Annotated in this window: 21 protein-coding genes; 14 read left to right on the top strand and 7 right to left on the bottom strand. The window is 38.4% G+C overall.

What is annotated here, in order from left to right:
* Positions 1-54 precede the first annotated feature (54 nt).
* On the bottom strand, positions 55-1674 hold the full coding sequence (locus VB694_RS05345) for a glycosyltransferase family 39 protein (protein ID WP_323359275.1): 1620 nt from the start codon (positions 1672-1674) through the stop codon (positions 55-57).
* Between the two features lie 258 nt (positions 1675-1932).
* Here VB694_RS05345 and VB694_RS05340 point away from each other — a divergent pair, with 258 nt between their 5' ends.
* Entirely contained in the window at positions 1933-3447 is a 1515-nt protein-coding gene (locus tag VB694_RS05340) for a hypothetical protein (RefSeq protein WP_323359274.1), read from the top strand.
* Positions 3448-3563: 116 nt separating this feature from the next.
* Here VB694_RS05340 and VB694_RS05335 read toward each other — a convergent pair whose 3' ends face one another.
* Positions 3564-4856 carry a recombinase family protein gene (locus tag VB694_RS05335; RefSeq protein ID WP_323359273.1) on the bottom strand — a complete coding sequence of 431 codons (1293 nt, stop codon included), beginning with the start codon at positions 4854-4856 and terminating at the stop codon, positions 3564-3566.
* Between the two features lie 56 nt (positions 4857-4912).
* On the opposite strand from VB694_RS05335, the gene VB694_RS05330 reads away from it, so the two are divergent.
* The 6 genes from VB694_RS05330 (at position 4913) to VB694_RS05305 (ending at position 11818) form a co-directional block, all read left to right on the top strand.
* A complete protein-coding gene (locus VB694_RS05330) occupies positions 4913-5248 on the top strand; it encodes a cupin domain-containing protein (RefSeq protein WP_323359272.1) in 336 nt (111 codons plus the stop codon).
* Positions 5249-5959: 711 nt separating this feature from the next.
* Positions 5960-7069, top strand: coding sequence for a sodium-dependent bicarbonate transport family permease (locus VB694_RS05325; RefSeq protein WP_323359271.1), 1110 nt, complete (start codon positions 5960-5962; stop codon positions 7067-7069).
* 97 nt (positions 7070-7166) lie between these two features.
* The gene (locus VB694_RS05320; RefSeq protein ID WP_323359270.1) at positions 7167-7499 is read left to right on the top strand and encodes a P-II family nitrogen regulator; all 333 of its coding nucleotides are present in this window, start codon (positions 7167-7169) and stop codon (positions 7497-7499) included.
* 840 nt (positions 7500-8339) lie between these two features.
* Positions 8340-10016 carry a SulP family inorganic anion transporter gene (locus tag VB694_RS05315; protein ID WP_323359269.1) on the top strand — a complete coding sequence of 559 codons (1677 nt, stop codon included), beginning with the start codon at positions 8340-8342 and terminating at the stop codon, positions 10014-10016.
* A 299-nt stretch (positions 10017-10315) separates the two neighbouring features.
* Complete coding sequence (locus VB694_RS05310) at positions 10316-11191, top strand: lipid kinase (protein ID WP_323359268.1); 876 nt, start codon at positions 10316-10318, stop codon at positions 11189-11191.
* Between the two features lie 36 nt (positions 11192-11227).
* Positions 11228-11818, top strand: coding sequence for an exopolysaccharide biosynthesis protein (locus tag VB694_RS05305; RefSeq protein WP_323359374.1), 591 nt, complete (start codon positions 11228-11230; stop codon positions 11816-11818).
* Positions 11819-12385: 567 nt separating this feature from the next.
* Here the strand turns inward: VB694_RS05305 and VB694_RS05300 are convergent.
* Positions 12386-13246: a metal ABC transporter permease gene (locus tag VB694_RS05300; RefSeq protein WP_323359267.1), complete on the bottom strand. Its 861-nt coding sequence runs from the start codon at positions 13244-13246 to the stop codon at positions 12386-12388.
* A gap of 164 nt (positions 13247-13410) precedes the next feature.
* Positions 13411-14145: a metal ABC transporter ATP-binding protein gene (locus VB694_RS05295; protein WP_416233466.1), complete on the bottom strand. Its 735-nt coding sequence runs from the start codon at positions 14143-14145 to the stop codon at positions 13411-13413.
* 177 nt (positions 14146-14322) lie between these two features.
* Here VB694_RS05295 and VB694_RS05290 point away from each other — a divergent pair, with 177 nt between their 5' ends.
* Both VB694_RS05290 and gatA read left to right on the top strand, forming a co-directional pair.
* Entirely contained in the window at positions 14323-15273 is a 951-nt protein-coding gene (locus VB694_RS05290; RefSeq protein WP_323359265.1) for a metal ABC transporter substrate-binding protein, read from the top strand.
* Positions 15274-15555: 282 nt separating this feature from the next.
* On the top strand, positions 15556-17013 hold the full coding sequence (gene gatA, locus VB694_RS05285; RefSeq protein WP_323359264.1) for an Asp-tRNA(Asn)/Glu-tRNA(Gln) amidotransferase subunit GatA: 1458 nt from the start codon (positions 15556-15558) through the stop codon (positions 17011-17013).
* 66 nt (positions 17014-17079) lie between these two features.
* Here the strand turns inward: gatA and VB694_RS05280 are convergent, their stop codons facing one another.
* The gene (locus tag VB694_RS05280; protein ID WP_416233465.1) at positions 17080-17883 is read right to left on the bottom strand and encodes a helix-turn-helix domain-containing protein; all 804 of its coding nucleotides are present in this window, start codon (positions 17881-17883) and stop codon (positions 17080-17082) included.
* A gap of 398 nt (positions 17884-18281) precedes the next feature.
* On the opposite strand from VB694_RS05280, the gene VB694_RS05275 reads away from it, so the two are divergent.
* From VB694_RS05275 to VB694_RS05260, 4 genes are all read left to right on the top strand, one after another.
* Positions 18282-19475, top strand: a complete 1194-nt coding sequence (locus VB694_RS05275) for a helix-turn-helix domain-containing protein (RefSeq protein WP_323359262.1) — start codon at positions 18282-18284, stop codon at positions 19473-19475.
* Positions 19476-19692: 217 nt separating this feature from the next.
* Positions 19693-20373 (top strand): uracil-DNA glycosylase, encoded by a 681-nt coding sequence (locus tag VB694_RS05270; RefSeq protein WP_323359261.1) that lies wholly within the window; start codon positions 19693-19695, stop codon positions 20371-20373.
* Between the two features lie 76 nt (positions 20374-20449).
* Positions 20450-21742 carry a lipid-A-disaccharide synthase gene (locus tag VB694_RS05265; RefSeq protein ID WP_323359260.1) on the top strand — a complete coding sequence of 431 codons (1293 nt, stop codon included), beginning with the start codon at positions 20450-20452 and terminating at the stop codon, positions 21740-21742.
* Positions 21743-21833: 91 nt separating this feature from the next.
* Entirely contained in the window at positions 21834-22169 is a 336-nt protein-coding gene (locus VB694_RS05260) for a hypothetical protein (RefSeq protein ID WP_323359259.1), read from the top strand.
* Between the two features lie 9 nt (positions 22170-22178).
* Here VB694_RS05260 and VB694_RS05255 read toward each other — a convergent pair whose 3' ends face one another.
* Both VB694_RS05255 and VB694_RS05250 read right to left on the bottom strand, forming a co-directional pair.
* Positions 22179-22562, bottom strand: coding sequence for a VanZ family protein (locus tag VB694_RS05255; protein ID WP_323359258.1), 384 nt, complete (start codon positions 22560-22562; stop codon positions 22179-22181).
* 114 nt (positions 22563-22676) lie between these two features.
* Positions 22677-22937: a hypothetical protein gene (locus VB694_RS05250; RefSeq protein ID WP_190558658.1), complete on the bottom strand. Its 261-nt coding sequence runs from the start codon at positions 22935-22937 to the stop codon at positions 22677-22679.
* A 433-nt stretch (positions 22938-23370) separates the two neighbouring features.
* On the opposite strand from VB694_RS05250, the gene VB694_RS05245 reads away from it, so the two are divergent.
* The gene (locus tag VB694_RS05245; protein WP_323359257.1) at positions 23371-24150 is read left to right on the top strand and encodes a PEP-CTERM sorting domain-containing protein; all 780 of its coding nucleotides are present in this window, start codon (positions 23371-23373) and stop codon (positions 24148-24150) included.
* Positions 24151-24187 lie beyond the last annotated feature (37 nt).

The raw sequence follows: 24187 nt of genomic DNA, 5'->3' as shown, positions 1-24187 counted from the left end.
TAAAGTCTCTTGCCTCTTGCCTTGCCTCAACGATAAATTTCAACGCCTACCTACTTACAAGCGATGATTGTCTTTTGTAATCAATTGCCAACCTGCTATTTGATCAATTACTTTGATAGATGGGAGTTTAAGAGTTTCTAAGGCAGAAGCATTCACAAGAAAATAGGGTTGCCCATTATACTGCCAATAATATTGCAAATCGCCGAAAGAAGCAGGAGTAATGGTGCGATCGCTATAAAAATCCAAGGATGAACGAGGGTAGGGAAAAGATGTGTAAATTTGCCGAACAGTGGGATTAGCACGGGCTATCATGGCCGCTACAGGTTTGACTGGATAAGCTTCTCCTAATTCCCACACCCAGTAATTAGATTTCATTAACAACAGCAGGGAAAGATAACTTCCCCAAACTAAAATCTTCAAAAACTGCCTATCACCTCGTTCGGTTAAAATAGCTGCTAAGGTCATAGTCAAAGCTGCTGCGGACAAAATCATCTGTAAGTCTGTTGTTCCTGCATGACTCCAACTCAAATAAATAATACCCGCAGAAGCTATCACAGCTAATATCGCAAAACTTGTTACCCAAGCACGGGGATAGGATGAGAATAAACGCAAATTCTCGACCTGTACTAAATAGAAACCAAAAGCCAAAGCAAAGCTAGGATAAATTGGGAATATATACCAAGGTAGTTTAATGCTAACCAGAGAAATCAGCAGTAAATAAATACTACTCCAAACAATGATCAGTTTTGCCCAACTAAGATTCCGATTTTCCCAGGTGAAGCGCACGGTGTGGGGCAAAAATACTAGCCAAGGCCATGTCCACTTGATGATTTCTATGAGATAGTACCAAGGTGGTTGAGGCTGACCATTAACATGAGCAGCAGTCTGATTGAAGGATTGATTACCTAAATCTATTTGGGAGAAAGGATAACCATATCTTAGTAGTTGGGCAGTGTACCAACCAAACACAGGAAGAATACCGATGAATATTCCTATCCACAAATAGTAATTTGTGAGTAATCGTGGTGTATCCCAAAAGAGAAAGACTATAGCAATAGCACCTAATAATATGCCAAGGATACCTTTAGTTAGGCAAATCAACCCAAAACTGATACCAATACCCAGACAATAACGTAAGTCTCGGCGCGATCGCAACACACACAATAACATGACCATCAACAAGCTGACTACCATACCATCTAGCATTGCTAATCGCCCATGACGCACTACTGGTAGCATGGTCAAATAAATTAAAGCACTATAAACAGCAGCCCAACGTTGCCTAAATATCTCTCTGCCAATGCAATACAGTAAAGGTACAGAAACGGCTGTCAGAATTGCACCAGGTAGGCGAGTCGTCCATTCATTCACACCGCCCAGAGAGTAAACCCAAGCAATCAGCCAATGCATAAGGGGTGGCTTGTTATGGTATGGTTCACCTCCCAAAGTAGGGTAAAGCCAGCGCATTGAACCTTCTGGGGAGCGCCAAATTTCTCTAGCAACTTGTGCCACAGTGCCTTCATCCCAATCTCGCAGCGGCAGTCCTCCCAGATTGATGCTAAACAGTAACACTGCTGCCACCAGCAATACTATCAGCCATATCCAATCAATCCATTTGTCAGCTGCGCGATGCTGTTTTTCTAGATGAGTCCAAATATAGCTTCCTTCTTGCATATTCTATGCTAATCATTTTACTCGCTGGTTTAATTCCATAGAGACCAGAGCGAATCTCCAATGTTGCCACACTGCCACAAACTGTTTTCACTAGCAATGGCTAGATCCCAAATTACCGCAGTTTTCCGGGAATAATGATAATTTTTTCAACAAAATTTTTCTTAGTTATTTTTTAAACAATTTAACAAGTATTTTTCAAGTTAAATGATATAAAGATTACAAACCTAAATTGGTCAATTACACTAAAGGAGTCTGTCAATGCGTTTACCTTTTATTTTAGATGTTGCCTTGGGCTTAATTTTTATTTACTTGATTTTAAGTTTGTTAGCATCAGAAATTCAAGAACTAATCGCTACACTTCTACAATGGCGTGCCTCACACTTAAGGAAATCAATTGAAGTTTTTTTATCAGGAAATTCGCAGGAATCGGAAAAACCAGAAGTCATGAAACTGGTGAATGCTATTTATAGCAATCCTTTAATCAAAGGTATCAACCAAGAGGCAAAAGGATTTTTCTCGACTTTACCAAGAAAATTTACTTGGATGGTAGCTAACATGACTAATAAAATAGGCAACAAAATGTCTACAGCATCGCCAAAAACACAGTCTTTTGGTAATGAACATAGCGGACCATCTTATATTGCTGCTGATACTTTTGCTGCAAGTTTGCTAGAAGAACTTAAATTACCAACAATCATTCATAATATAACGGAAGCAAGACTTGAAAAAGTTAAAAATAAACATTTACAAGAGGTAAAAACAATTTTAACTAGATCACTTAAGCAAATACAAAACGGTGAATTACCAAATCATATTACCAAGGATATCAAGGATGATTATGAGAATCTCAGGTCAGATTATACAATCATTGTTAATGATTTTAAAAATCACACATTTGATATAGATATCAGCGTTAGTCGGATGAAGGATAGCTTTGATAGATACATAAATAATTTTCAAGCGAATCTAGAAAATGGAAATGTAATTTTAGTAGAAACTTGTAAGCGGTTAGAATCTTACCGTAACCACATTTTTTCAAGTGTAGAAGAAGCAATTATTATAGAAGGTTTAAAGCCTAATATTAACGAAATTATGACATTAATGTATACAGGTAGTGCTGTACGTGATGGACTTCAAACATCCTTACAAAATGAGGATGATCCAACATATCAAACCATTAAAGAATTAGTTGATAGTTTACCATCTGCAATCAAAACTAATATTGTCAGCATAGCCAAGCAAGCACAATACAAAGCTAGAAATACAGAAGAAGGTCTTCAAATATTACGCAGAGAAATTGAAGCCTGTTTTGATAGTTCTATGCAACGAGCAGGTGGTGTTTACAAACGGAATGCTAAAGGAGTAGCAATTTTAATTGGTATCGCCTTAGCTTTTGGTGCTAATGCTGATACATTTCATATTATTGATCGCTTATCTAAGGATACAGTATTGCGAGAAACAATTATTTATAAAGCGGAACAAACAATAGTTCAACAGTCTAATTCTGGCAATATCAAAGATCTAGATACTAAACAGATTTTAGAGGATCTTAATTTACCAATTGGTTGGACAAAGGATAACTTACAAGAGCAAATATACTGGAATGATCCCAATACAAAAAAACTACCTATTATTGGTTTATTAACTATGTTTGCTGGGTGGATAACAAGTGGTATTGCTATTGCAATGGGAGCGCCTTTTTGGTTTGATTTACTCAGTAAAGTTATGAATGTAAGAAATGCTGGTAAATCACCAAAATCATCTGGAGATTAATTGGGAATTGGGATCACCAATGTAGGGGCGAAGCATTCGGGCGATAATTTATCGGTTTTTTCCCCAGTTTATCTTCCGAATGCTTCGCCCTTACACCGAATGCTTCGCCCTTACGATTAAAAAATGAACACTACTTGTAAATCCCAATCTTTCCCATTACGAATTATATCTATATTGCGAATGAATTCCCGTAAATAAAACCGTCTTTCTACTTCTGATAAATCTAACCAAAACTGAGAAATAGAAACAGCTTCTGCGACAGAACGTAAATTTACAGGAGGGAGAATAGCTAACTTAGCTTGAAGTTGAGAAATTTCTGTGCGGAGTTTGTAGGCTCTTAATTTTGCTGTTTCTGTATCCAATACTCCGGTTTCTATTAACTTGGGTAATTGTTCAAGAATATTTTGTTGATTGCTAATTTTATCATTTAAGCTATTTTTAATAGTATCTAGTTGGGGAAAATTCATTCCTGCTACGGCTAAAGGTAAATCTCGACAAACAATTTCAATTGTCTTTTCCAAAATTTCTGAGTAAGGAATAGCACGACATTTAGGACTTTGGGGACAATTTGTATTGCGTAAATACAAATACTCCTGTTCTTGATAACGCTGATTAACACGAGTGACTATCATCCGCGACTGACACTGTTCACAAACAACCAAACCAGCTAAAGAATGAGGCGCACTAGCGGTACGAGAAGGTAAACGGCTATTCCTGCGTAAAAGTCGGTCAACTTGCGCTGCTTCTTCCCTAGAAATAATACCTGTATGAGTATCAGAAATAATTTCCCCATTTTGATAAGCGGTATCACCACGATAAACGGGATTTGTTAACCAACGTCTTCCTGTGGTGACAGAGATTTTTTTAGCGTATTTTTTGGCTATATAACGAACTGAACCACGTAAAGAACCATAAAGTAAAAAGTTGTCAAAAAAATCTTTGACTATCGGCGATGTACTGCGATCAATAGTATATTTTCCTTTACCTCTGCGATAGCCGTAGGGGACTTTACCTGGTGGTGGTGAGGCTTCGAGACGATTTCGGGCGTGTCCTTGACGGATGCTGCGACTGCGTTGTTGACGTTGAATTTCTTGGAGTAAGTTTAGGAGTTCGACACGGAATTTAGAGACTTCAGAGGTATATTTTTGTTCTGTAGCAATGACTATTACGCCCATAACTTCTAGTTGGTTCAGGCGATCGCTCACTTGTGCTAATGTATCCCCCAATTCTTCTAAACGCCGAATCAGCAGATAATTTGCAGGTTCTGTTTCACAGTCATTTAGTAATTGTTGTAGTTGAGATCGCTCTCCCAAATCCTGATAAATTTGATCTACTTCCCAACCCCAACTAGCTTGATCAGGAGACGTTTCCAAAAGTGGATCACTATAACTGTAAGCAATAATTTTCATGAGTTTTCATTTAACGTACTGGCGAAAATCACACTTAACTCTTTAATTACCAATTTATGATTATTACTTCTCTCAACGACTTACCCCAAACCTCTGTTTCCCACAACCCAGAGATCAAGAAAAAGGTAATGTTGCGCTTTGGCGATTTACCTCATCTTACCAACTTTTCCCAAGCTTATTTTGCATCTGGACAAATCTCACCCGCACATTCTCATCAAGATATGTGCGAAGTCTTCTTTGTCGAATCCGGTGCGGGAATAATTCGCATTGACGAACAAGAATACCCCCTGCTACCAGGAAACTGCTACGCCATAGAAGTAGGAGAAGTTCACGAAATAGTTAATACAGGCGCAGATGTACTGATTATTACCTACTTTGGTTTGCGGGTTTAATAAGTTATTAGTTGACAGTTAAACGCCTATTCATAAGTTATAGAAAATCTTCATCATAGGACTCATCTATAGATGAAGATTTAATCTTATAGTTAGCATCAAAATCATCTATTTCATGCCTTGTGAATGTGATTAACTTAACTCATAGCTACGGAAATCATAATCTAGACATAATCATCATCATTAGTTTCAATATATATATTAGAAAGTTGACTTAAAATTAAGACCAACTTATAAAGTTTTACTTATATATCCAATCTAATATTTATTTAATAATTGCCTTTCCATGTTGATCAATTTCTATAAAAAACCTGTACACTAAGTTTCACTAGGTCAGAGATGCACCCCCATCTCACTTAGTGAGCCAAAGTAATGAAACTTTGTTCCCATAGCCGAGTTAGCCATTTTCCGTCAGAAAATGTGAACTTTGCATGACTACATATATTTTAGTTCAGATGGAAAAATCAATTTCATCTGGCTTTAATTTTCATGGCTAAAAAATAGATTTACAAATCCAGGAGATGTATTTATGTCTGAATTTTATCATCAAGACACCGTAAATTGACTGGACAGACCAATGACCGTAAGACCTGTCCACAGGTTCTTGTGCAGCATCTGTGCTGTAGTAGTCAAGCGCATCACTCTTTTTTAAAGTTCATTTAGTTCATTTATTTTAATACTCCTCATTAGAGGAGACACAAGGAGGTATTAATGGATTTTTTGTCCGTTTTCTTGCAGGACTTTGTTAAGCAGTTGCAGTCCCCAACACTGGCATTTTTGATTGGTGGGATGATCATTGCTGCCCTTGGTAGTGAATTGGTAATTCCAGAGTCAATTTGTACGATCATCGTCTTCATGCTGCTCACAAAAATCGGTCTGACCGGTGGAATTGCGATCCGTAATTCCAACCTAGCGGACATGATTTTACCCGCATTGTTTGCTGTAGTCACAGGTATTGCGGTTGTATTCATTGCCCGCTATACATTGGCCAAGCTGCCGAAGGTCAGAACCGTGGATGCAATTGCAACTGGGGGTTTGTTTGGTGCGGTGAGTGGTTCTACCATGGCCGCCGGTCTGACCGTACTGGAAGAACAAAAAATTCCATTTGAAGCATGGACTGGCGCACTCTATCCCTTTATGGATATCCCCGCGCTTGTAACTGCGATTGTGATAGCCAACATTTATCTCAACAAGAAGAAGCTTAAAGAAGCAGGCGAATCTGCCATGCAGGAGTCTTTCAGCAAGCAGCCTGTTGCAGCTGGTGATTATCCTAGCACCAGGCAGGAGTATCTCAGCCAACAGAAAGATCCTGCGGATAATCGGGTCAAGATATGGCCGATCATCGAGGAAAGCCTCCGGGGTCCTGCCTTATCGGCAATGTTGTTAGGACTGGCTCTTGGACTTTTCACCCAGCCGGAAAGTGTCTATAAAAACTTTTACGATCCCGCCTTTCGTGGCTTGCTTTCGATCTTGATGCTGGTCATGGGTATGGAAGCTTGGTCAAGAGTGGGTGAACTGCGTAAGGTGGCTCAATGGTATGTTGTCTATAGTGTGATAGCACCGTTTATACATGGGTTGCTCGCCTTCGGTCTCGGTCTGATTGCCCACTACACAATGAACTTCAGCATGGGCGGTGTCGTGGTACTGGCTGTCATCGCTTCCTCTAGTTCAGACATCTCCGGTCCTCCTACATTGCGAGCAGGTATCCCTTCGGCTAATCCATCGGCATATATAGGCGCGTCTACAGCAATTGGTACGCCAATTGCGATTGGTGTGTGTATACCATTCTTTATCGGTCTTGCTCAGGCGATCGGCGGCTAATCCCAAACAGGTCGCGGTCTGTTGGCACTCCCTTGAACCGGCAGACTAACCAACTCAGTATATAATATCAATTTACGTAAGTAAGGAGGTAACTAATATGTCTAAGCGTGCCAATAAGCTCGTCATCGTTACAGAAAAGGTTCTGATGAAAAAGGTCGCCAAGATCATTGATGAATGTGGGGCGACCGGTTATACGGTGGTGGATACTGGCGGTAAAGGCAGTCGTAACGTGCGCTCTACGGGTAAACCCAGCACTGCCGACACCGACTCGAATGTAAAGTTCGAGGTACTCACCGAAAATCGGGAGATGGCCGAAGATATTGCAGATAAGGTCGCAATCAAGTTTTTCACCGATTATGCGGGTATTATCTATATCTGTGAAGCAGAGGTACTGTACGGAAGACATTTCTGTGGACCAGAAGGCTGTTGAGTCGAAACGACGCAGACCTAAAAGGCCGGGGCATGACCCCGGCTTTTTGCTGGTCGTTACTCAAAACGTTAGTCGATTTAGATTATGTACTTAGTATCATCAGTCTTGACAATTAGACTAGAAGGCTCAACAAGTTTTAAAATACCCGTAAATACAGGAAAAGTGGTAAATTTACCGCAGACGTGGGAAGACACCATATCAGGGATAGTATTATTTAAATATTGCATTCAAAAATTAAGATTTTGAGTGCTAAAGGCTGTATGCTATTTTTATTCAAATTCCTTCTAGAGTAGGTTCTGGTTTTTTGTTACTAGGCTCAACTCTGTTACGTTTATTGTTGCGTACTTACGTTAATAAACAAAGATTAAGCGCAACTAAGTAACAGTATATCCCAGTAATTTAAAAATCTGTTTATCTAGTTTCACCCGACATAACACTTAATTTTCAACTGACTAAAATGCAAATTCCCAACAATGATGACATTTTTTTAAAAAATCATTTTGCTCCCATCTCATAGATAGCTAAAATATATCTAGCCATTGCAAGTTTTATGGCAATTTTAGCAACCATACAATACACACTAACAATCAGATAGAACTCAGCCCTTTAACGTGAGAGAAAAGGTAGCTTAGATATTCCCAATTTTTCAAAAAATGGGAATTATAAAAGCCACCAAATAATTATCACTGTAAATCAATATAACATGATTAAATTTTTCCTCACTATTTGAGTTTCTAACGGATAAGTTTAGATGTTTTTATATGGCTAAAATTGTGAATTTAATTAGACAGAAAAAACCTGTCTAAACCGTACAATTTTGTCGTCATTGAGCATCCACTAATGGAAATAACCAATACTATTCATTTCCGCAATTTACGCGGCGATATTTTCGGTGGTGTTACAGCTGCCATTGTCTCTCTACCTTTAGCTTTAGCCTTCGGTGTGGCTTCCGGTGCAGGTCCAGTTGCCGGTCTTTATGGTGCTGTTTGTGTCGGCTTTTTTGCCGCGTTATTTGGTGGTACACCAACTCTAATATCTGAACCTACTGGTCCCATGACAGTAGTCATTACTGGTATTATCAGTTCTTTCATAGCAAAAGACCCAGAAAACGGTTTAGCTATGGCTTTTACCGTAGTCATGTTAGCAGGGATATTTCAAATTATCTTTGGTATCTTTAAGCTAGGAAAATATATCACCCTCATGCCCTACAGTGTAATTTCTGGCTTTATGTCAGGAATTGGGGTGATTTTAATTATTTTGCAAACAGCACCTTTCCTGGGACAGCCAACTCCCAAAGGTGGAGTTTTAGGAATAGTCAAAAACTTACCTGATCTCTTAGCAAATATCAACCCCATCGCTTTGATTTTGGGTGTGATGACGGTAGCAATTATTTACTTAACGCCATCGAAAGTTAAGCGCATTGTCCCACCTCAGTTAATTGCATTAGTAGGGGTGACAGTGGTTTCTTTGGTATTTTTCGGTGATGCTGATATCAAACGCATTGGTGTAATTGAAACTGGTTTACCAAAGATTCAACTGCCAACTTTCACATTATCAAACATCACTCTCATGTTAGTTGATGGGATAATGTTGGGGATGTTGGGATGTATTGATACCCTATTAACTGCTGTAGTTGCTGATAGCTTAACCCGCACTGAACATAAATCTGATAAAGAATTAATTGGCCAAGGTATCGCTAACGTAGTATCTGGTTTGTGTGGTGGTTTACCTGGTGCTGGGGCAACAATGGGAACTGTTGTTAATATCCAAACTGGGGCGCAAACTGCGGTATCTGGCCTCACTCGTGCTTTGATATTATTGGTTGTGGTTTTGGGTGCTGCTGGTGTAACTCAGAGTATTCCAATGGCTGTGTTAGCTGGTATTGCGCTCAAAGTGGGGATTGATATTCTGGATTGGAGTTTCTTAAAACGCTCTCACAAGGTATCTCTCAAGGGTTCAATCATCATGTATGGTGTTTTGTTCCTGACTGTGTTTGTAGATTTAATTGTTGCTGTGGGTGTGGGTATATTTATCGCCAACATCTTAACCATTGAACGTCTTTCTAGTATGCAGTCTGAGACAGTTAAGGCAATTAGTGATGCGGATGATGCGATTGATTTAACTCCAGAAGAAAAGAGTTTGTTGGATGCAGCCAATGGTCGAGTTTTGCTATTCTACTTAAGTGGAGCAATGATCTTTGGTGTTTCTAAGGCGATTTCTCGTGAACATAACGCCATCAAAGATTGCGATGTTATTGTCCTTGATTTGAGTGATGTACCGATGATGGGCGTTACCGCTTCTTTAACTATTGAAAGCGCCATCAGAGAAGCTTGTGAAAAAGGTCGTCAAGTGATCATTGTTGGTGCAACGGGCAAGATTAAGAAACGCCTGGAAAGTTTAGGAGTATTAAGCCTATTACCACCTCATCACTTGATGGTAGATCGTAAGGAAGCACTGACACAAGCCGTAGCTTTAGTTAACAGTTTGGCTGAACAGATGAATACCCCTATTTCTTAACTAGGAATATTCATATTTGTTGTGAACAAAAAGATACCCGACTTCTCAAAGAGGTTGGGTATTTGAGTATCAGCGATTTTCGGCGTTGCTGAATACAAGTATGAATTTATTTGTTTCACGCAGAGGCGTAGAGAGCTAAGAGTTTGATAAATAGATTTTTTGGTTTTCATACCTCAATTCAGCAACACCCGATTTTCCACAATTAGATATAGCCACCTTATCAAGTTTTAAATGTAAAATTTAAACAAGGTCGAAAGACATGGAGAATCCTTCAATAAAAACTACAAAAGGTACGCCCCATGAACCTCCGCGCACTGCTGTTAGTAAATCGTCATTCCCGCCAAGGACAACAAAGTTTATTAGAGGCTATTAATTGTCTAGAAAGGCTTGGGTTTCATTTAATTCAAGAGTCTACAGAAAATCCAGAACATTTGGCTGATGTCATCCGGCGCTACCAAACAGAAATTGATGTGGTAATTATTGGTGGTGGTGATGGTACTCTTAATGCCGCTGTAGATGCGATAGTCGATACTCAATTACCTTTAGGTATTTTGCCTTTGGGAACTGCTAATGATTTAGCAAGGACTTTGGGTATTCCCAATACTTTACCGGAAGCTTGTCAGATTATTGCAGCTGGAGATTTACGACGCATTGATTTGGGCTGGGTAAATGGTAAATATTTTTTTAACGTTGCTAGTCTGGGTTTGAGTGTAAATATTACTCAAAAATTAACCAGAGAAGTAAAACGCCGTTGGGGAATATTTGCTTATGCTGCTACTGCATTACAAGTAATTTGGAAATCTCGTCCTTTTAGTGCAGAAATTCGGATTAAAGACCAATCATTTCGCGTTAAAACTGTGCAAATTGCTGTAGGCAATGGACGCTATTATGGTGGTGGCATGGCTGTATTTCACGATGCTACAATCGATGATCAACGGCTGGATCTTTATAGTATAGAAATTAAGCATTGGTGGCAAATCATACCCTTACTTCCATCTATGCGCCAAGGCAGACATATACATTGGCAGGGCGTTCGCGCTATCCAAGGACAGGAAATTGAAGTTTATACTCGTAAGCCTCATCCTATTAATACAGATGGAGAAATAACTACTTGTACTCCGGCTGTGTTTCGGGTGATACCCAGGGCTATAAGTGTTTTGGTACCACCAGTATAATGTTGAGTAGTGGCAATTCTGGAAAATCCCATGAAAATACATTTGAGATTTTCTCAAGAGATTAAATCTTTACTGCAACGTTTAGCAACACAGCCACTAACTCTCGGTGATGTTCTGGCGGAAACTTCAGAAAGGGGTTTTAGTTTGGTGATTGCTTTATTGGTGTTACCATTTTTGTTACCCATGCCACCAGGGTTAACAGGTCCTTTTGGGGCTGCTTGTTTGCTATTGTCTTTGCAGATGCTTTTAGGAAGACGATCGCCCTGGCTACCCAAACGAATCGCTGCTTATCAATTTCCGCGCTCTTTTGCTCAGGTGATCTTACCAAAACTACGTCGAGTGACCAGACTATTGGAAAAAATTACTCGTCCTCGCTTGACAAAACTAGCTTCTCATGCTCTGACTTGGCGATGCAATGGGTTTTGCATCTCGTGGCTGACAATATTACTAATTTTACCAGTTCCCTTTACCAATCCTATCCCCACCGTCGGCATTTTACTTTTTGCCGTTGCTAATCTTGAATCTGACGGTTTGCTGATATGTATTTGCTATGTAATTACGGTTTTAATTACTTTATTATTTGGGTTGATTGGTTATGCAGTGTGGTTAGCCCCCAGTTGGCTCTAATTGTTCAGAATTTAGAGAAATCTAAAATCTTTCCCCAAAAAATATACCATTCTTATACGGCATCTGCTATAATTAAGTACCCAGGCTGAAAAGCTGAAGAAGATGAATCAGTCAAGATAATTGACCTATCTGTAATGATTCGTCGTCATTCTCAATCAATAAAGGTTCTACTTGTTGGAGAACTTTTTTGCTCACAAAAATACATAACTAAGCAATTAAACATTGCTGAAATAAAACCCCCAGCTACAAGCCAGGGGAAATGATTTAATTAAGGTGCATCTACTATTTTCTTATCCGTCTGGTTTCTGGGTAGATCCGGAAGGTTTCGGTTATGCCAATATTTTTTGTATATAATCGAAAAATGTTTTTAATGAAACCCCCAGTTCCACCTGAGGGCAGTTAATCAATTAAGGTTTATATGTTTCCGCCTGTGTGTCTACTAAATCAGGAAGAATTATTGAAAAGCGATCGCTCGTTGGGGAAATTATCTCTCAGCAATTAGCGATCCAGTAGAGACGTTCAGGTTGAACGTCTCCAATTTTACAAATATTATTGCCAACAAACTGGCTAATTTTCCAGTTCTTGCTTCTTTAGCCGATTAGAGACAAAAATTCCATGTCTAGGACTAAAAAACAAGGCTAAGATAAATAAGCCTGATACTACTAACACAATTGCTGGACCAGAAGGTAAATTATAAAAGTAGCTCAGATACATTCCGCTAATACTAGAAATTACCCCAATTACCGCTCCTAAAATCATCACTTCATGTAGGCGTTTTACTAATAAAAATGCAGTTGCTCCGGGAGTAATTAACAGTGATAATACTAAAATCACGCCTACAGCTTTCATGCTGGCCACAATTGTTAAAGAAATCAATAACATTAAGCCAAAGTTTAAGCGATTAACTGGCAAACCTGCGGCTTGTGCGCCTAATGGATCAAAAGTGTAAAATAATAGTTCTTTGTATAATAAAAAAACTACTATTAAAACTATAGCAGCAATGATTGCCGTGTCCCGCACTTCATCAACAGTTACACCCAAGATGTTACCAAACAAAAAGTGATTAAGGTCGATTTTATTACTTTTTTGAATTACTGTGATTAGGGTGATACCAAGGGCAAAAAATGCTGAGAACACTATCCCCATTGCTGCATCTTCTTTGATGGGGGAACGGGTTTTAATAAATGTTATGGCGACGGTACTCAAGATACCGGCAATAAACGCCCCAACAAAAATATTAGCACCAATCATAAAGGCGATCGCTAGTCCTGGTAATACAGAATGACTGATAGCATCACCTAGTAATGCTAGGCGTTGTACCATTAAGTAACTTCCAACTACGGCGCATAATAAGCCTACTAATATGGCGATAATTAAGGAACGCTGCATAAAGCCATATTGCAAGGGTTCTATTAGTTGATTAAGCATAAGCTGGGGACTGGGGACTGGGGACTGGGGACTGGGGAATGGGGAATGGGGAATGGGGACTGGGGATTGGGAAGAAAATTCTTGATTAATTCCCTGTTTCCTTATTTTCCAATAACTAATAACTAATAACTAATGACTAATGACTAATGACTAATGACTAATGACTAAGCTGCGAAATACATGACTTTTCCACCATAAGCATGATGTAGGTTTTCTTCTGTGAGAACTTGTTGGCGAGAACCTGTGGCGATTAATTCACAATTGAGTAAAATTAAATCATCAAAATGGGTGATTGATTGGCCTAAGTCGTGGTTAACGACTAAGACGATTTTGTTAGCTGTGGCTAGTTCATGGAAGACTTCAAAAATGATTGTTTGGGTTTTTTGATCTATTCCTACAAAGGGTTCGTCAAAACAAAAAATGTCTGCTTGGTGGGTTAATGCACGGGCTAAAAATACTCTTTGTTGTTGTCCTCCAGAAAGTTCACCAATGGGGCGATCGCAATATTCTCTCATTCCCACCCGTTCTAAGGCTGCTTTTGCTACTTGTCGGCTAACTGTGGAGAAACTACGCAACCACCCTGTTTTTTTAACCCGCCCCATCATCACCACATCCCAAACTGTAGCTGGGTAGTTCCAGTCAATTTGGCTTCTTTGTGGTACGTAGGCAACTTTTTCTAGTTGCTGCATTAAAGGTTTGTTTTCGTACAAGACATTACCACTACTCAGGGGAACTAATCCCAAAATGGCTTTCATTAGCGTACTTTTACCAGCACCATTGGGTCCAAAAATTCCCGTTAGTTTTCCTGGTTTAATTATGCAGTTAACATCCCGTAAAGCTTCTTGTGTGCGGTAGTTTACCCCTAAATGGGAAATATTAATGGTTGCTGGGAAATTCATATCAATAGATTTTCTTGCTTGTGCAGGTATCTCTTGTTCTTGTCTACGTAATAAGCTGAATTTTTGGTAAAAAGAAATGTTTTGCATAACCGTAGTTAAAATATTCACTCTTTGAGCTTACTATAAAAATGAGAAAAATATGAAAAAATCTATAATGAGGAGTAATCACTTAGATAAATGAAGAAAACCAAAATTTCTCAGTTGTGTTTGGGCATATTTGTACCTTTGGCCTTATTGGGTTGTAGTCCTTCAGAGTCTCAGTCTCCGGGAGGTGGGAAGCCGCAGGTTGTAGCAACTAGCACTATTATTGCTGATTTGGCTGAGGAGGTGGGTGGAGAGGAAATAAATTTAACTGGAATTCTCCAACCTGGTGCAGATCCTCACGTTTATGAACCTGTACCCGCAGATAGTCGGGTGTTGGAAAAAGCCGATTTAATTTTGTATAACGGTTATAATTTAGAACCAGGAATTATTAAGTTAATGAATGCTGCTGGAGGAAAAGCGCGTAAGTTAGCGGTGGGGGAAGTTGTTATATCTTTAAAGTTAGAAAAAAGTAAAGGAGAAATTGTCCCAGATCCTCATGTTTGGGGAAGTGCAGAAAATGCTATTTCTATGGTAAATGCAATTAGAGATTCATTAATTGATTTATCACCAGCAGACAAAGAAAAATTTACGGAAAATGCTGCAAAATTGACCAAAGAATTAGAGCAATTAAATATTTGGATTAAACAACAAATTCAAACTATTCCTCCAGAGAAACGCAAACTTATCACCACCCATGATGCTTTTCAATATTATGCTAACACTTATGGAATGGAAATTGTGGGGACTTTAATTGGGATTAGTACCGAAGAACAACCCAGCGCCCAAACAGTAAAACAGTTAGTTGATACAATTAAAAAAATAGGTGTTCCTGCAATTTTTGCTGAAACTACAATTAATCCAGCTTTAATTCAAACTGTCGCCCAAGAAGCAGGGGTAAAACTCTCACCAAATCCACTTTATTCTGATTCTATTGGCGCAAAGGGAAGTGATGGAGACACTTATATTAAAATGATGACAGCTAACACCCGCAGTATTGTTGAAGCTTTGGGGGGAAAATATACACCTTTTTTACCTCAGCAGTAAATTCCATTCTCAGCTAATTGAACCAGAAAACAAAAAACCTGAATCCTGTTAACATTAATCCTACAAAATTCAGGAGTTCAGAGAAAAATTCCCGTAAGTATTCAGCTATAGCAATCTTTCATATCCAGATCCCTGACTTCACCCGATCAATTTATCATTTATGGACACAATGAATAAAAGAAGTCGGGGATCTTATCGGTTGACCTGAATTCTTACAAATTCGCCAATCCCCAGTCCTGTAAATGCTAAAATCAGTGACTTGATTCCTTAAAGAGAATAATTATGGCATCCATTCGCGAGTTACACACACAGCTAGTAAAAAAAGAACGTTCTGCTGTTGAAATTACCCAAGAAGCTTTAGACCGCATTCAAGCCTTAGAGCCGAAACTGCATAGTTTCTTAAGTGTAACAACACAACAGGCTCTAGAACAGGCTCGTGCTGTGGATGCAAAAATCGCTGCTGGGGAAGAAATCGGCATCTTAGCAGGGATTCCCATTGGTATCAAAGATAATATGTGTACCAAGGGTATTCGCACCACCTGCGCTTCGAGGATTTTAGAAAATTTTATCCCCCCTTATGAATCAACGGTAACGCAAAAACTGGCTGATGCTGGGGGTGTGATGGTTGGGAAAACCAACTTAGACGAGTTTGCAATGGGTAGTTCCACAGAAAATTCGGCTTATCAAGTTACTGCTAACCCTTGGGATATTTCACGAGTTCCTGGTGGTTCTTCTGGTGGTTCTGCGGCGGCGGTAGCGGCACAAGAATGCGTTGTATCGCTAGGTTCGGATACGGGGGGTTCAATTCGTCAACCGGCTTCTTTTTGCGGTGTGGTGGGGATGAAACCGACTTATGGGTTAGTTTCCCGTTATGGGTTAGTAGCTTATGCGTCATCTTTGGATCAAATTGGACCATTTGGACGCAGTGTAGAAGATGCAGCAATTTTATTAAATGCGATCGCAGGTTATGATCCTCAAGACTCCACCAGCTTAAAAGTAGAAATTCCTGATTACACTGCTAATTTAACACCAGATTTAAAAGGTAAAAAACTCAAAGTTGGTGTAATTAAAGAAACTTTTGGTGAAGGATTAGATCCAGAAGTAGAAGCAGCTGTCAATCAAGCGATCGCCCAACTAGAAGCACTAGGTGCAGAAATTCATTATATTTCCTGTCCCCGCTTCCGTTATGGCGTACCTAGTTACTATATCATCGCTCCATCAGAAGCTTCTGCTAATTTAGCGCGTTACGATGGTGTTAAATATGGTTTACGTTCTCCAGATGCAGATAATCTGCTTTCTATGTATACCCGCACCCGTGCCAGCGGATTTGGTACAGAAGTCAAACGCCGGATTATGATTGGTACTTATGCCTTAAGTGCAGGTTATTATGATGCCTATTACTTAAAAGCGCAAAAAGTCCGCACATTGATTAAAGAAGACTTTGAAAAAGCTTTTGCACAAGTTGATGTTTTAGTATCTCCCACTGCACCAACTACAGCATTTCGAGCCGGTGAAAAAATTACCGATCCCTTGAGTATGTATTTAAATGACTTGATGACAATTCCCGTCAATCTTGCAGGTTTACCTGGTATTAGTGTACCTTGTGGTTTTGATAGCAAAGGTCTACCAATTGGATTACAGTTAATTGGTAAAGTATTAGGAGAAGACCAACTTTTTCAAGTAGCTTATGCTTATGAGCAATCAACTACTTGGCATTTGCAAAAAGCGAAAATAGTTTAATACATCAGTTGTCAGTTGATGTTTCTTTTTCACTGACTAATGTAGAGATGTTCCGCTGGAACTTCTCTACTGACTCTCATAAGTAATTTCCTTAACTTGACCTTCATTTCCTAATAGTTTTGATTCTTGTTCATTTACAGACACTAATACTGCACCTGCATTACCAGAACGAATAGTCAAATACTTTTTTGCTGTCCATTTCTTGCGTTTTCCCGTGGTTAAAGTCCCCTCAAATTCAGTTTTACCATCAGCTTTTATTTGTAGCCATGAGTTACCTGTAAGTTCTAAGGAAACTACAACATCTATTTCAGGTTTGGTAGTTGGAGATGGGGCATTTTTTTGGGGAACGTTCAAGATGGTGTTTTGTCTGGTGGTCGGTGACTTATCTGTAATTTTAGATGAAGTAGATGTTTTAGTTGGCGATAGTGCAGTTTGTTGGGGACTGCTTAATATTGAGTTTTGTTTATTAGCTAGTGACTTACCTGTAAATTCAGATTTAATCACATAAAAAAGTCCAACAGAAGCAATTATTAGCAAGAAAATATAAGGTACAAAAAGCGGTATATATAAACTTAATTGCTTGTTTGAATTATGATTTTCTAGAGGTACAATATGAACTTCAAAACTGTCTGCTAAAGCAGCACCATCTAGTCCTAATTTATCTGCGTAGCGGCGGATAAATCCTTGTACAAAAATAGGCTCAGGTAACTCTTCAAATCGCCATTCTTCTAAAGCTTGTAAAAACGCTAGTCGAATATGTGTCTGCATCGCGATTTGTTCTAAGCTGATAGATTTTTCTTGTCTGATCTGTCGTAAATTTGCGGTTATGTCTTTTAACCGTTCCTCTTGAAATTCATTTAAAACAGTCAATTCCCTCACCTCACGAGTAAATACTGAAAGTTTTGTATAAAATTAGTTTAGATTGACAAGGTAAGAAAGACCTTTATCTAATCTATCCTAAATTAGGACTTCCAGGATCAAAACCCAGTTTAGTATTGGGTTCTGGTGTACAAAGTTAATGATACTTACTTAGTATTAGTATATTTCTTCCTAGTTACAAAGCCACAAAACTGGATATACATATATTTTAAAAAAATAAATAACTTGTTACATCTACTATAAGGACTATTTAGGCATTTTTTAAGTAAAATTAGTTACAAGGTTTTCTTCTCACTTGAATAGTTTATTTTTATTTCTAGAGAGAAAAAGATTAGTAATAATTATGAGTTTTTGCTTTTAACAGTCGAAAATGATACCTGAAACTCCGGATGTCTCAATTAATCATAGAAGAAATTACACAGATAAAATCACTTTTTCCTCTAGCACCCGGAGAGACTGAAATCATGACTATGGCATCTGCGTACTTGTTCAACATTCCTGGTAATCCTACTATTCAAATTAGTAAAGATGAATTGCGATCGCTACTCAGAGAGATAGAATCTGAACTGCATCGTAGTAAAGTTTATCGCCTTGCGGTAGCTAACGTACAGAAGTTAGTTGGCTCATCCGATGAACAAGCCACAAATTTATTTAAAGCCGTTGGTAGAGAAGCTATTAGTTTAGCGTTTAAGCAATTTGCTAAAAAACAAGACACTGTTACAAATATCCATCTAAAGGCAGATGACATTGAACTGACAAATGTAAATTTAGAACAATCTAGTAATTTACCACTGAACTTACAAAGTCTGGCATCAAATCCACAACCAGGATTAGTAGATGCGACTCCCAGCAATTTGCCATTAACATTTAAATCTGAACCTAAATCTGAACCTAAATCTGATTTAGCAGCAGATGTAATAGCAAATAAAACTATAGAAGAACAAGAAACAAAAACAAAAACACCAATACAATGGGTGTGGCAAAATCAAAAACTTTCTCAACGTGAACGATCAGCCCAATTAGCAGCAGAACAGCGATTAGAAAGTCTGCGTCAAATTGGAGAACAACTCAAACAAGCAAGGGAAGCGCAAGGTTTAACGCTGCAAAAACTAAATATTTACACTCATATATCAACTCATCAAATGGAAGCAGTGGAAAATGCTAATTTAGATATATTGCCTGAAGATATCTTGATTCGTGGTTTTATCCGCGTGATGGCTAATTCTTTAGGACTAAATGGCACAATTTTAGCTAATTCCTTACCTGTACTCAATCAATCTAAATCTGTTTTACCGTCTTGGTATCAAGCCAAAACTCCTCCTGGACAATTAAATTTAGAAATTGGTCCCATACATTTATATATAGGCTACACAGCCCTTATAGCTGGTGCTGTGGGAGGATTATCCTTGATTTCTCAGCAAGCGAATAATCAAGCAGTGCAGAATTCTCATGTGATTATTCCCACATCTTCATCATTATGTGAATCAACTCAGAAGACGGAAACGAAGATGAAATCAGGGATCAAGTCTCATACTATTGGTGTTTGTATCGGATCTGATATTTCCCCACCAGAAGCATTGTAATTGACAATGAATGAACTTTAACAGCAATCTTCATGTTCAGATCCCTGACTCGTTTAAAAATTCGGGGATCTGATTTATGGTATGGTTAAGTCTAAGCTGGGCGATCGCAAATAATTTAAATTTAAAATAAATTTAAAATAAATTTAAAATTGCTATATATTCTATATTCACAAAGAGTTTGCTTTAAACAAACGGCTTAACTAAAACCTCCATTTTTATGAATAGCGATACCCAACTTAGCCTTTTTAACGAATCAAACTTTAACCAAAAAGATTTGATTCCCACAGACACGAAAATTCCTATTCCGTCCGGTACTTATGCAAATATGGCTGACTTAGCAGCGCACTGTAACAACTGCTATCGTTGTGGCCTGAGTGAAAATCGCACTCATGCTGTAGTTGGACGGGGGAACCTCCAAGCTAAAATCATGATTATTGGGGAAGCACCTGGACAACAAGAAGACGAAACAGGTTTACCATTTGTAGGTAAGTCTGGGCAATTATTAGAAAAAATCTTGGCATCTGTAAATTTGAGTACCACTGATGATATATACATCGGTAATATTAACAAATGCCGTCCACCAGAAAACCGCACACCTACACCCGATGAAATGGCGGCTTGTAAACCTTATTTATTAGAACAAATTCGCTTAGTTGACCCCAAAATCATTTTATTAACAGGTGCAACCGCTGTTAAAGGTATTACTGGCAATAAACTAGGAATTACGAAAATTCGCGGACAGTGGATAGAGTGGGAAGAACGGTTATGTATGCCTATTTTTCACCCTTCATATTTGTTGCGTAACCCTTCTAAAGAAAAAGGTTCACCAAAATGGTTGATGTGGCAAGATATACAAGCTGTTAGGGCTAAGTATGATGAGATAAGAGGTGACAGGTGAGAGGAATTTAGATCCCCGACTTCTTTTTTGATCTTATAAATAAATTATGAATTGATATCAGAAGTCGGGGATCTTGATGTTCACTGACCAATTACCACCCCTAACAGATATAATAAATATTCAAAAAGACATGATAGACATTCTCATTCTTTCCAATGGACCAGGGGAAGTTACAACTTGGGTGCGTCCAGTCGTCAAAGCATTAAGAGAACAATTAGGAAATGATATTTTTCAGGTGAGAATTTCTGTGATTTTATCACCTTGTCCTCATGCTAGTGGTAAAGAAGCAAGTATAGCTAGTTCCTATCCTGAAGTAGATAGAGTCCAAGCACCTGAGCATTTTTGGCAGTTTTTATTAACAGGAAAAACAGCCGAAAATTGGGACTGGAGAAATAAAGGTGTAGTTGTATTTCTGGGAGGAGATCAAATTTTTCCCGTGATTATTGGTAAAAAATTAGGATATAAAACCGTAGTTTATGCAGAATGGGAAGCACGTTGGCATAATTTTATAGACTGTTTTGGAGTCATGAAAGCGCAAGTTATAAAAAATGTCTCACCCAAATATATTCATAAGTTTACCGTTGTTGGTGATTTAATGTTAGAAGCAGCAGCACAAGATGATATAAAATCCAAAATCCAAAATCCAAAATCTAAAATTGAGTTAATTGGGATGTTACCAGGTTCAAAAGCAGCAAAGTTAACTCAAGGTGTACCTTTAACTTTAGCTATTGCCGAATATATTCATACTAAAAAACCAGAAATTAAATTTTTTATTCCTGTTGCACCTACTTTAGATTTAGCAACTTTAGCCAGTTTTGCTAATCCTGAAAATAACGAATTTACCAAAGCTTTTAGTTTTCAAGGTGCATCTTTAATAGATAATGTTCTCAAAACTTCTACAGGTTTAACGGTGGAATTACGACAAGAAAACCCCGCTTATCATTTATTATCTCAATGTTCCCTGTGTTTAACTACTGTTGGTGCAAATACCGCAGAATTAGGCGCTTTAGGTGTACCTATGTTAGTCCTATTACCAACTCAACAATTAGATGCAATGCGTTCTTGGGATGGTTTACCAGGACTATTAGCAAATTTACCGGGTGTGGGTTCAACTTTTGCTAAATTAATTAATTGGTGGGCTTTTAAAAATAAAGGTTTATTAGCATGGCCAAATATTTGGGCGCAAGCGGAAATTGTACCGGAATTGGTGGGTAAATTGCAACCGCAAGCAGTGGGAGAAATGGTTTTAGATTTGTTAGAAAATCCAGAAAAATTAGCAGTAATGAAAGATAAATTACGCAGTGCTAGGGGTGAAGGTGGTGCTGCACAAAAGTTAGCAGGTTTGGTGAGGGAAATTATTGTAAATTGAAGAAACGAACCGCAGAGACGCAGAGGACGCAGAGGAGAACAATAGAAGTTTGTTTTAAATAAAGGATTTTCAGAAATGGTGAGAAAATCAGATGACAAAATCAAAATATTGGCAGGTTGAGGAACGGTTTTTAGAATTACGGTCAAAATGGCTAACATTAATTGGTGAAAAGTTAGAGGATGATCATGGTAATATATTGGAATACTGGCGGGTAGAAAAGGCTGATTCAGTTGTTATTTTACCTATTCACAATAATTATATGATTCTGCCACCACCTAGCTATCGTCCGGGAGTGGGAGAATTAACTTTAGACTTTCCCGGTGGTCGTGTCCGTGATGGTGACTCTTTAGAATTTGCTGTTGCAAATATTCTGTTACGGGAATTAGGAGTGAGTGAAAATAATATTACCAATATTCCAGTTGCGTAAGTCTTTAATTTATTGATGTGGGGAAGATTTGGGAAATATTTCTGCTAACCAAGTAAATACAATAATACCTAAAACATCAGCAGTAAAATCCATAATATCAGCACTGCGATAAGGTACAAAAGATTGAATTATTTCGTCAAATATACAAAATATAAAAACTATTAATGGTGCAAGTGGTAGAGGAAGATTGAATATTTGCAACTTACGTTTTTTTAATGCTTGATGACTGAGATAAGCTGCAATTCCTAGTAGAAGAAAGTGCATAACTGTATCATAGTGGGCAAATATTGCTAGTTCTGTGGGTATAATTCTCAGGTAAGCGGAGATAAAGATAGAAAGTAAAATTCCCAAATAAACCCAAAATGCAAAAACCCAACGTTGATGAGTTGTCATTTGTATAATTTTTACGGGTGTTTTTGCTAACTACAGGAATATCAAGAAGTATTCCGCAATTTGGTAAGTTTGAGATTTTTTAGATCCCCGACTTTTTAAAGAAGTCGGGGATCTTTAAGCGTGTAAATTTGCTTGTTCTTGTAACCAAGAGTCCACCGGTTGTCCGTCTTTGCGTTTGAGTTCTATTTCTATTGCTATCACTTCTTTAGAACCGGGAGGTGCGGGTTTTTGATGGAAGATGATGTCATACTCTAGGGGGTTTTGATTATGTTCTCTTAACCAATCTTGAACTTTTGTTAAAGCAAAAAATGATTGTCCTTGGGCAAACATTTGGGTAATTTGCATTTGTAGGGTGTAAGGGTTGATGCGTCCCATTTTTAGTGACTCCTTTGGTAGTTAACATTATTATAGTCTCACGCAGAGGCGCTCCAGGCGCAGAGAGGAATTCTGCTAATAAAATTTTGCAGGGGATAGAGGCTAGATTTAAGCTATCGTTCTCATCTGTAAATTCAGAAAATATCCATACGTGAGATTATATTCATATTCACTGTAACTTTACATTTTAAGTAGACAAAATCCCTATTTGATCTCAACTTAACTTGACTAAATATCTTGTAAAAGCCTTGAATAGAAAGGGTTAACAAGCTTTATTTGGAGTTAATTATTCAAATTTTTACTTAATCCGCGTATTTGAAGATATGAATAAGATACTAGTAACAGGGTAGAAATCCAGTTTAGGTATGAAATAATCAACTAATGCCAAGGATATTATTTACGTCTTCGTACTGAATTAACGAGTATTAAAAATATGAAACTGTCAGCCATAGCCGCCCTTGTATTACCTGCTTCTGTAGCTATCACAACTCTTGGTGCTACTCCCTCACTAGCCGGAACACCAACCTGGGTAACAACAGAGGGTATCACCCGGGATGAGTTAAACTATACTGTATCCAATATGCAATCAACAGATTGGGTATACGCAACTCAAGCGATCACCGCTCCTTTTGGTACTGGTATTACAGATAATAGAAGAAAAACCTTGAGCTATGCAACGGGTGCGCCCCAATTTGCTTATGACTCAAGCAATAACCCCTACTTTTTAAGTTTGGGTGTTGGTGGAACAGCCTTTTTTGATTTTGGAACACAGTTCTTACCTGAGATTACTTTGTGGGAAACTACAGATGGTAATAAAAGCAGACAATCAGATTACAATGAACAGGTAGACGTTTATGTGGCAGTTGATCAAGGATCTCTATCAGGAAATGCGCTGACTACGCGTCTAGAAGATAACACAATTTGGACACTCATCGGCGACGTTAAGAATATTACAGATGGTGCCTACAATAATAGGTACGGTGCTACGATTAAGTCTAAAGATAGTAGTATCGCCAACTCACTTTACAGATATGTCAAACTAGTTGATAAGTCCCAAAATACAGGTGGTAGAGACGGTTTTGATGTCAATGCGATCGCTGTTAAGGGTGTATCTCAATCTGTTCCCGAACCTACTTCTATACTAGGTTTATTAGCATTTGGTGCTTTTGGTGTGAGTTCAACTCTCAAAGGTAAACAAAAAAACGCTCAATGATGCTTTTTTCTTAATAAGTTTGCGGAGGGGCAGGTTT

The organism is Anabaena sp. UHCC 0451 (assembly GCF_034931405.1).
Classification (GTDB): domain Bacteria; phylum Cyanobacteriota; class Cyanobacteriia; order Cyanobacteriales; family Nostocaceae; genus RDYJ01.
The sequence above is the reverse complement of the archived record's forward strand: the minus strand, read 5'-3'. Positions and strand labels throughout refer to the sequence as shown.

Excerpts from the sequence above, each read along its gene's own strand:
- VB694_RS05345 (WP_323359275.1), bottom strand. The coding sequence starts at position 1,674 with ATGCAAGAAGGAAGCTATATTTGGACTCATCTAGAAAAACAGCATCGC.
- VB694_RS05340 (WP_323359274.1), top strand. The coding sequence starts at position 1,933 with ATGCGTTTACCTTTTATTTTAGATGTTGCCTTGGGCTTAATTTTTATT.
- VB694_RS05335 (WP_323359273.1), bottom strand. The coding sequence starts at position 4,856 with ATGAAAATTATTGCTTACAGTTATAGTGATCCACTTTTGGAAACGTCT.
- VB694_RS05330 (WP_323359272.1), top strand. The coding sequence starts at position 4,913 with ATGATTATTACTTCTCTCAACGACTTACCCCAAACCTCTGTTTCCCAC.
- VB694_RS05325 (WP_323359271.1), top strand. The coding sequence starts at position 5,960 with ATGGATTTTTTGTCCGTTTTCTTGCAGGACTTTGTTAAGCAGTTGCAG.
- VB694_RS05320 (WP_323359270.1), top strand. The coding sequence starts at position 7,167 with ATGTCTAAGCGTGCCAATAAGCTCGTCATCGTTACAGAAAAGGTTCTG.
- VB694_RS05315 (WP_323359269.1), top strand. The coding sequence starts at position 8,340 with ATGGAAATAACCAATACTATTCATTTCCGCAATTTACGCGGCGATATT.
- VB694_RS05310 (WP_323359268.1), top strand. The coding sequence starts at position 10,316 with ATGAACCTCCGCGCACTGCTGTTAGTAAATCGTCATTCCCGCCAAGGA.
- VB694_RS05300 (WP_323359267.1), bottom strand. The coding sequence starts at position 13,246 with ATGCTTAATCAACTAATAGAACCCTTGCAATATGGCTTTATGCAGCGT.
- VB694_RS05295 (WP_416233466.1), bottom strand. The coding sequence starts at position 14,145 with ATGAATTTCCCAGCAACCATTAATATTTCCCATTTAGGGGTAAACTAC.
- VB694_RS05290 (WP_323359265.1), top strand. The coding sequence starts at position 14,323 with ATGAAGAAAACCAAAATTTCTCAGTTGTGTTTGGGCATATTTGTACCT.
- gatA (WP_323359264.1), top strand. The coding sequence starts at position 15,556 with ATGGCATCCATTCGCGAGTTACACACACAGCTAGTAAAAAAAGAACGT.
- VB694_RS05275 (WP_323359262.1), top strand. The coding sequence starts at position 18,282 with ATGTCTCAATTAATCATAGAAGAAATTACACAGATAAAATCACTTTTT.
- VB694_RS05270 (WP_323359261.1), top strand. The coding sequence starts at position 19,693 with ATGAATAGCGATACCCAACTTAGCCTTTTTAACGAATCAAACTTTAAC.
- VB694_RS05265 (WP_323359260.1), top strand. The coding sequence starts at position 20,450 with ATGTTCACTGACCAATTACCACCCCTAACAGATATAATAAATATTCAA.
- VB694_RS05260 (WP_323359259.1), top strand. The coding sequence starts at position 21,834 with ATGACAAAATCAAAATATTGGCAGGTTGAGGAACGGTTTTTAGAATTA.
- VB694_RS05255 (WP_323359258.1), bottom strand. The coding sequence starts at position 22,562 with ATGACAACTCATCAACGTTGGGTTTTTGCATTTTGGGTTTATTTGGGA.
- VB694_RS05250 (WP_190558658.1), bottom strand. The coding sequence starts at position 22,937 with ATGGGACGCATCAACCCTTACACCCTACAAATGCAAATTACCCAAATG.
- VB694_RS05245 (WP_323359257.1), top strand. The coding sequence starts at position 23,371 with ATGAAACTGTCAGCCATAGCCGCCCTTGTATTACCTGCTTCTGTAGCT.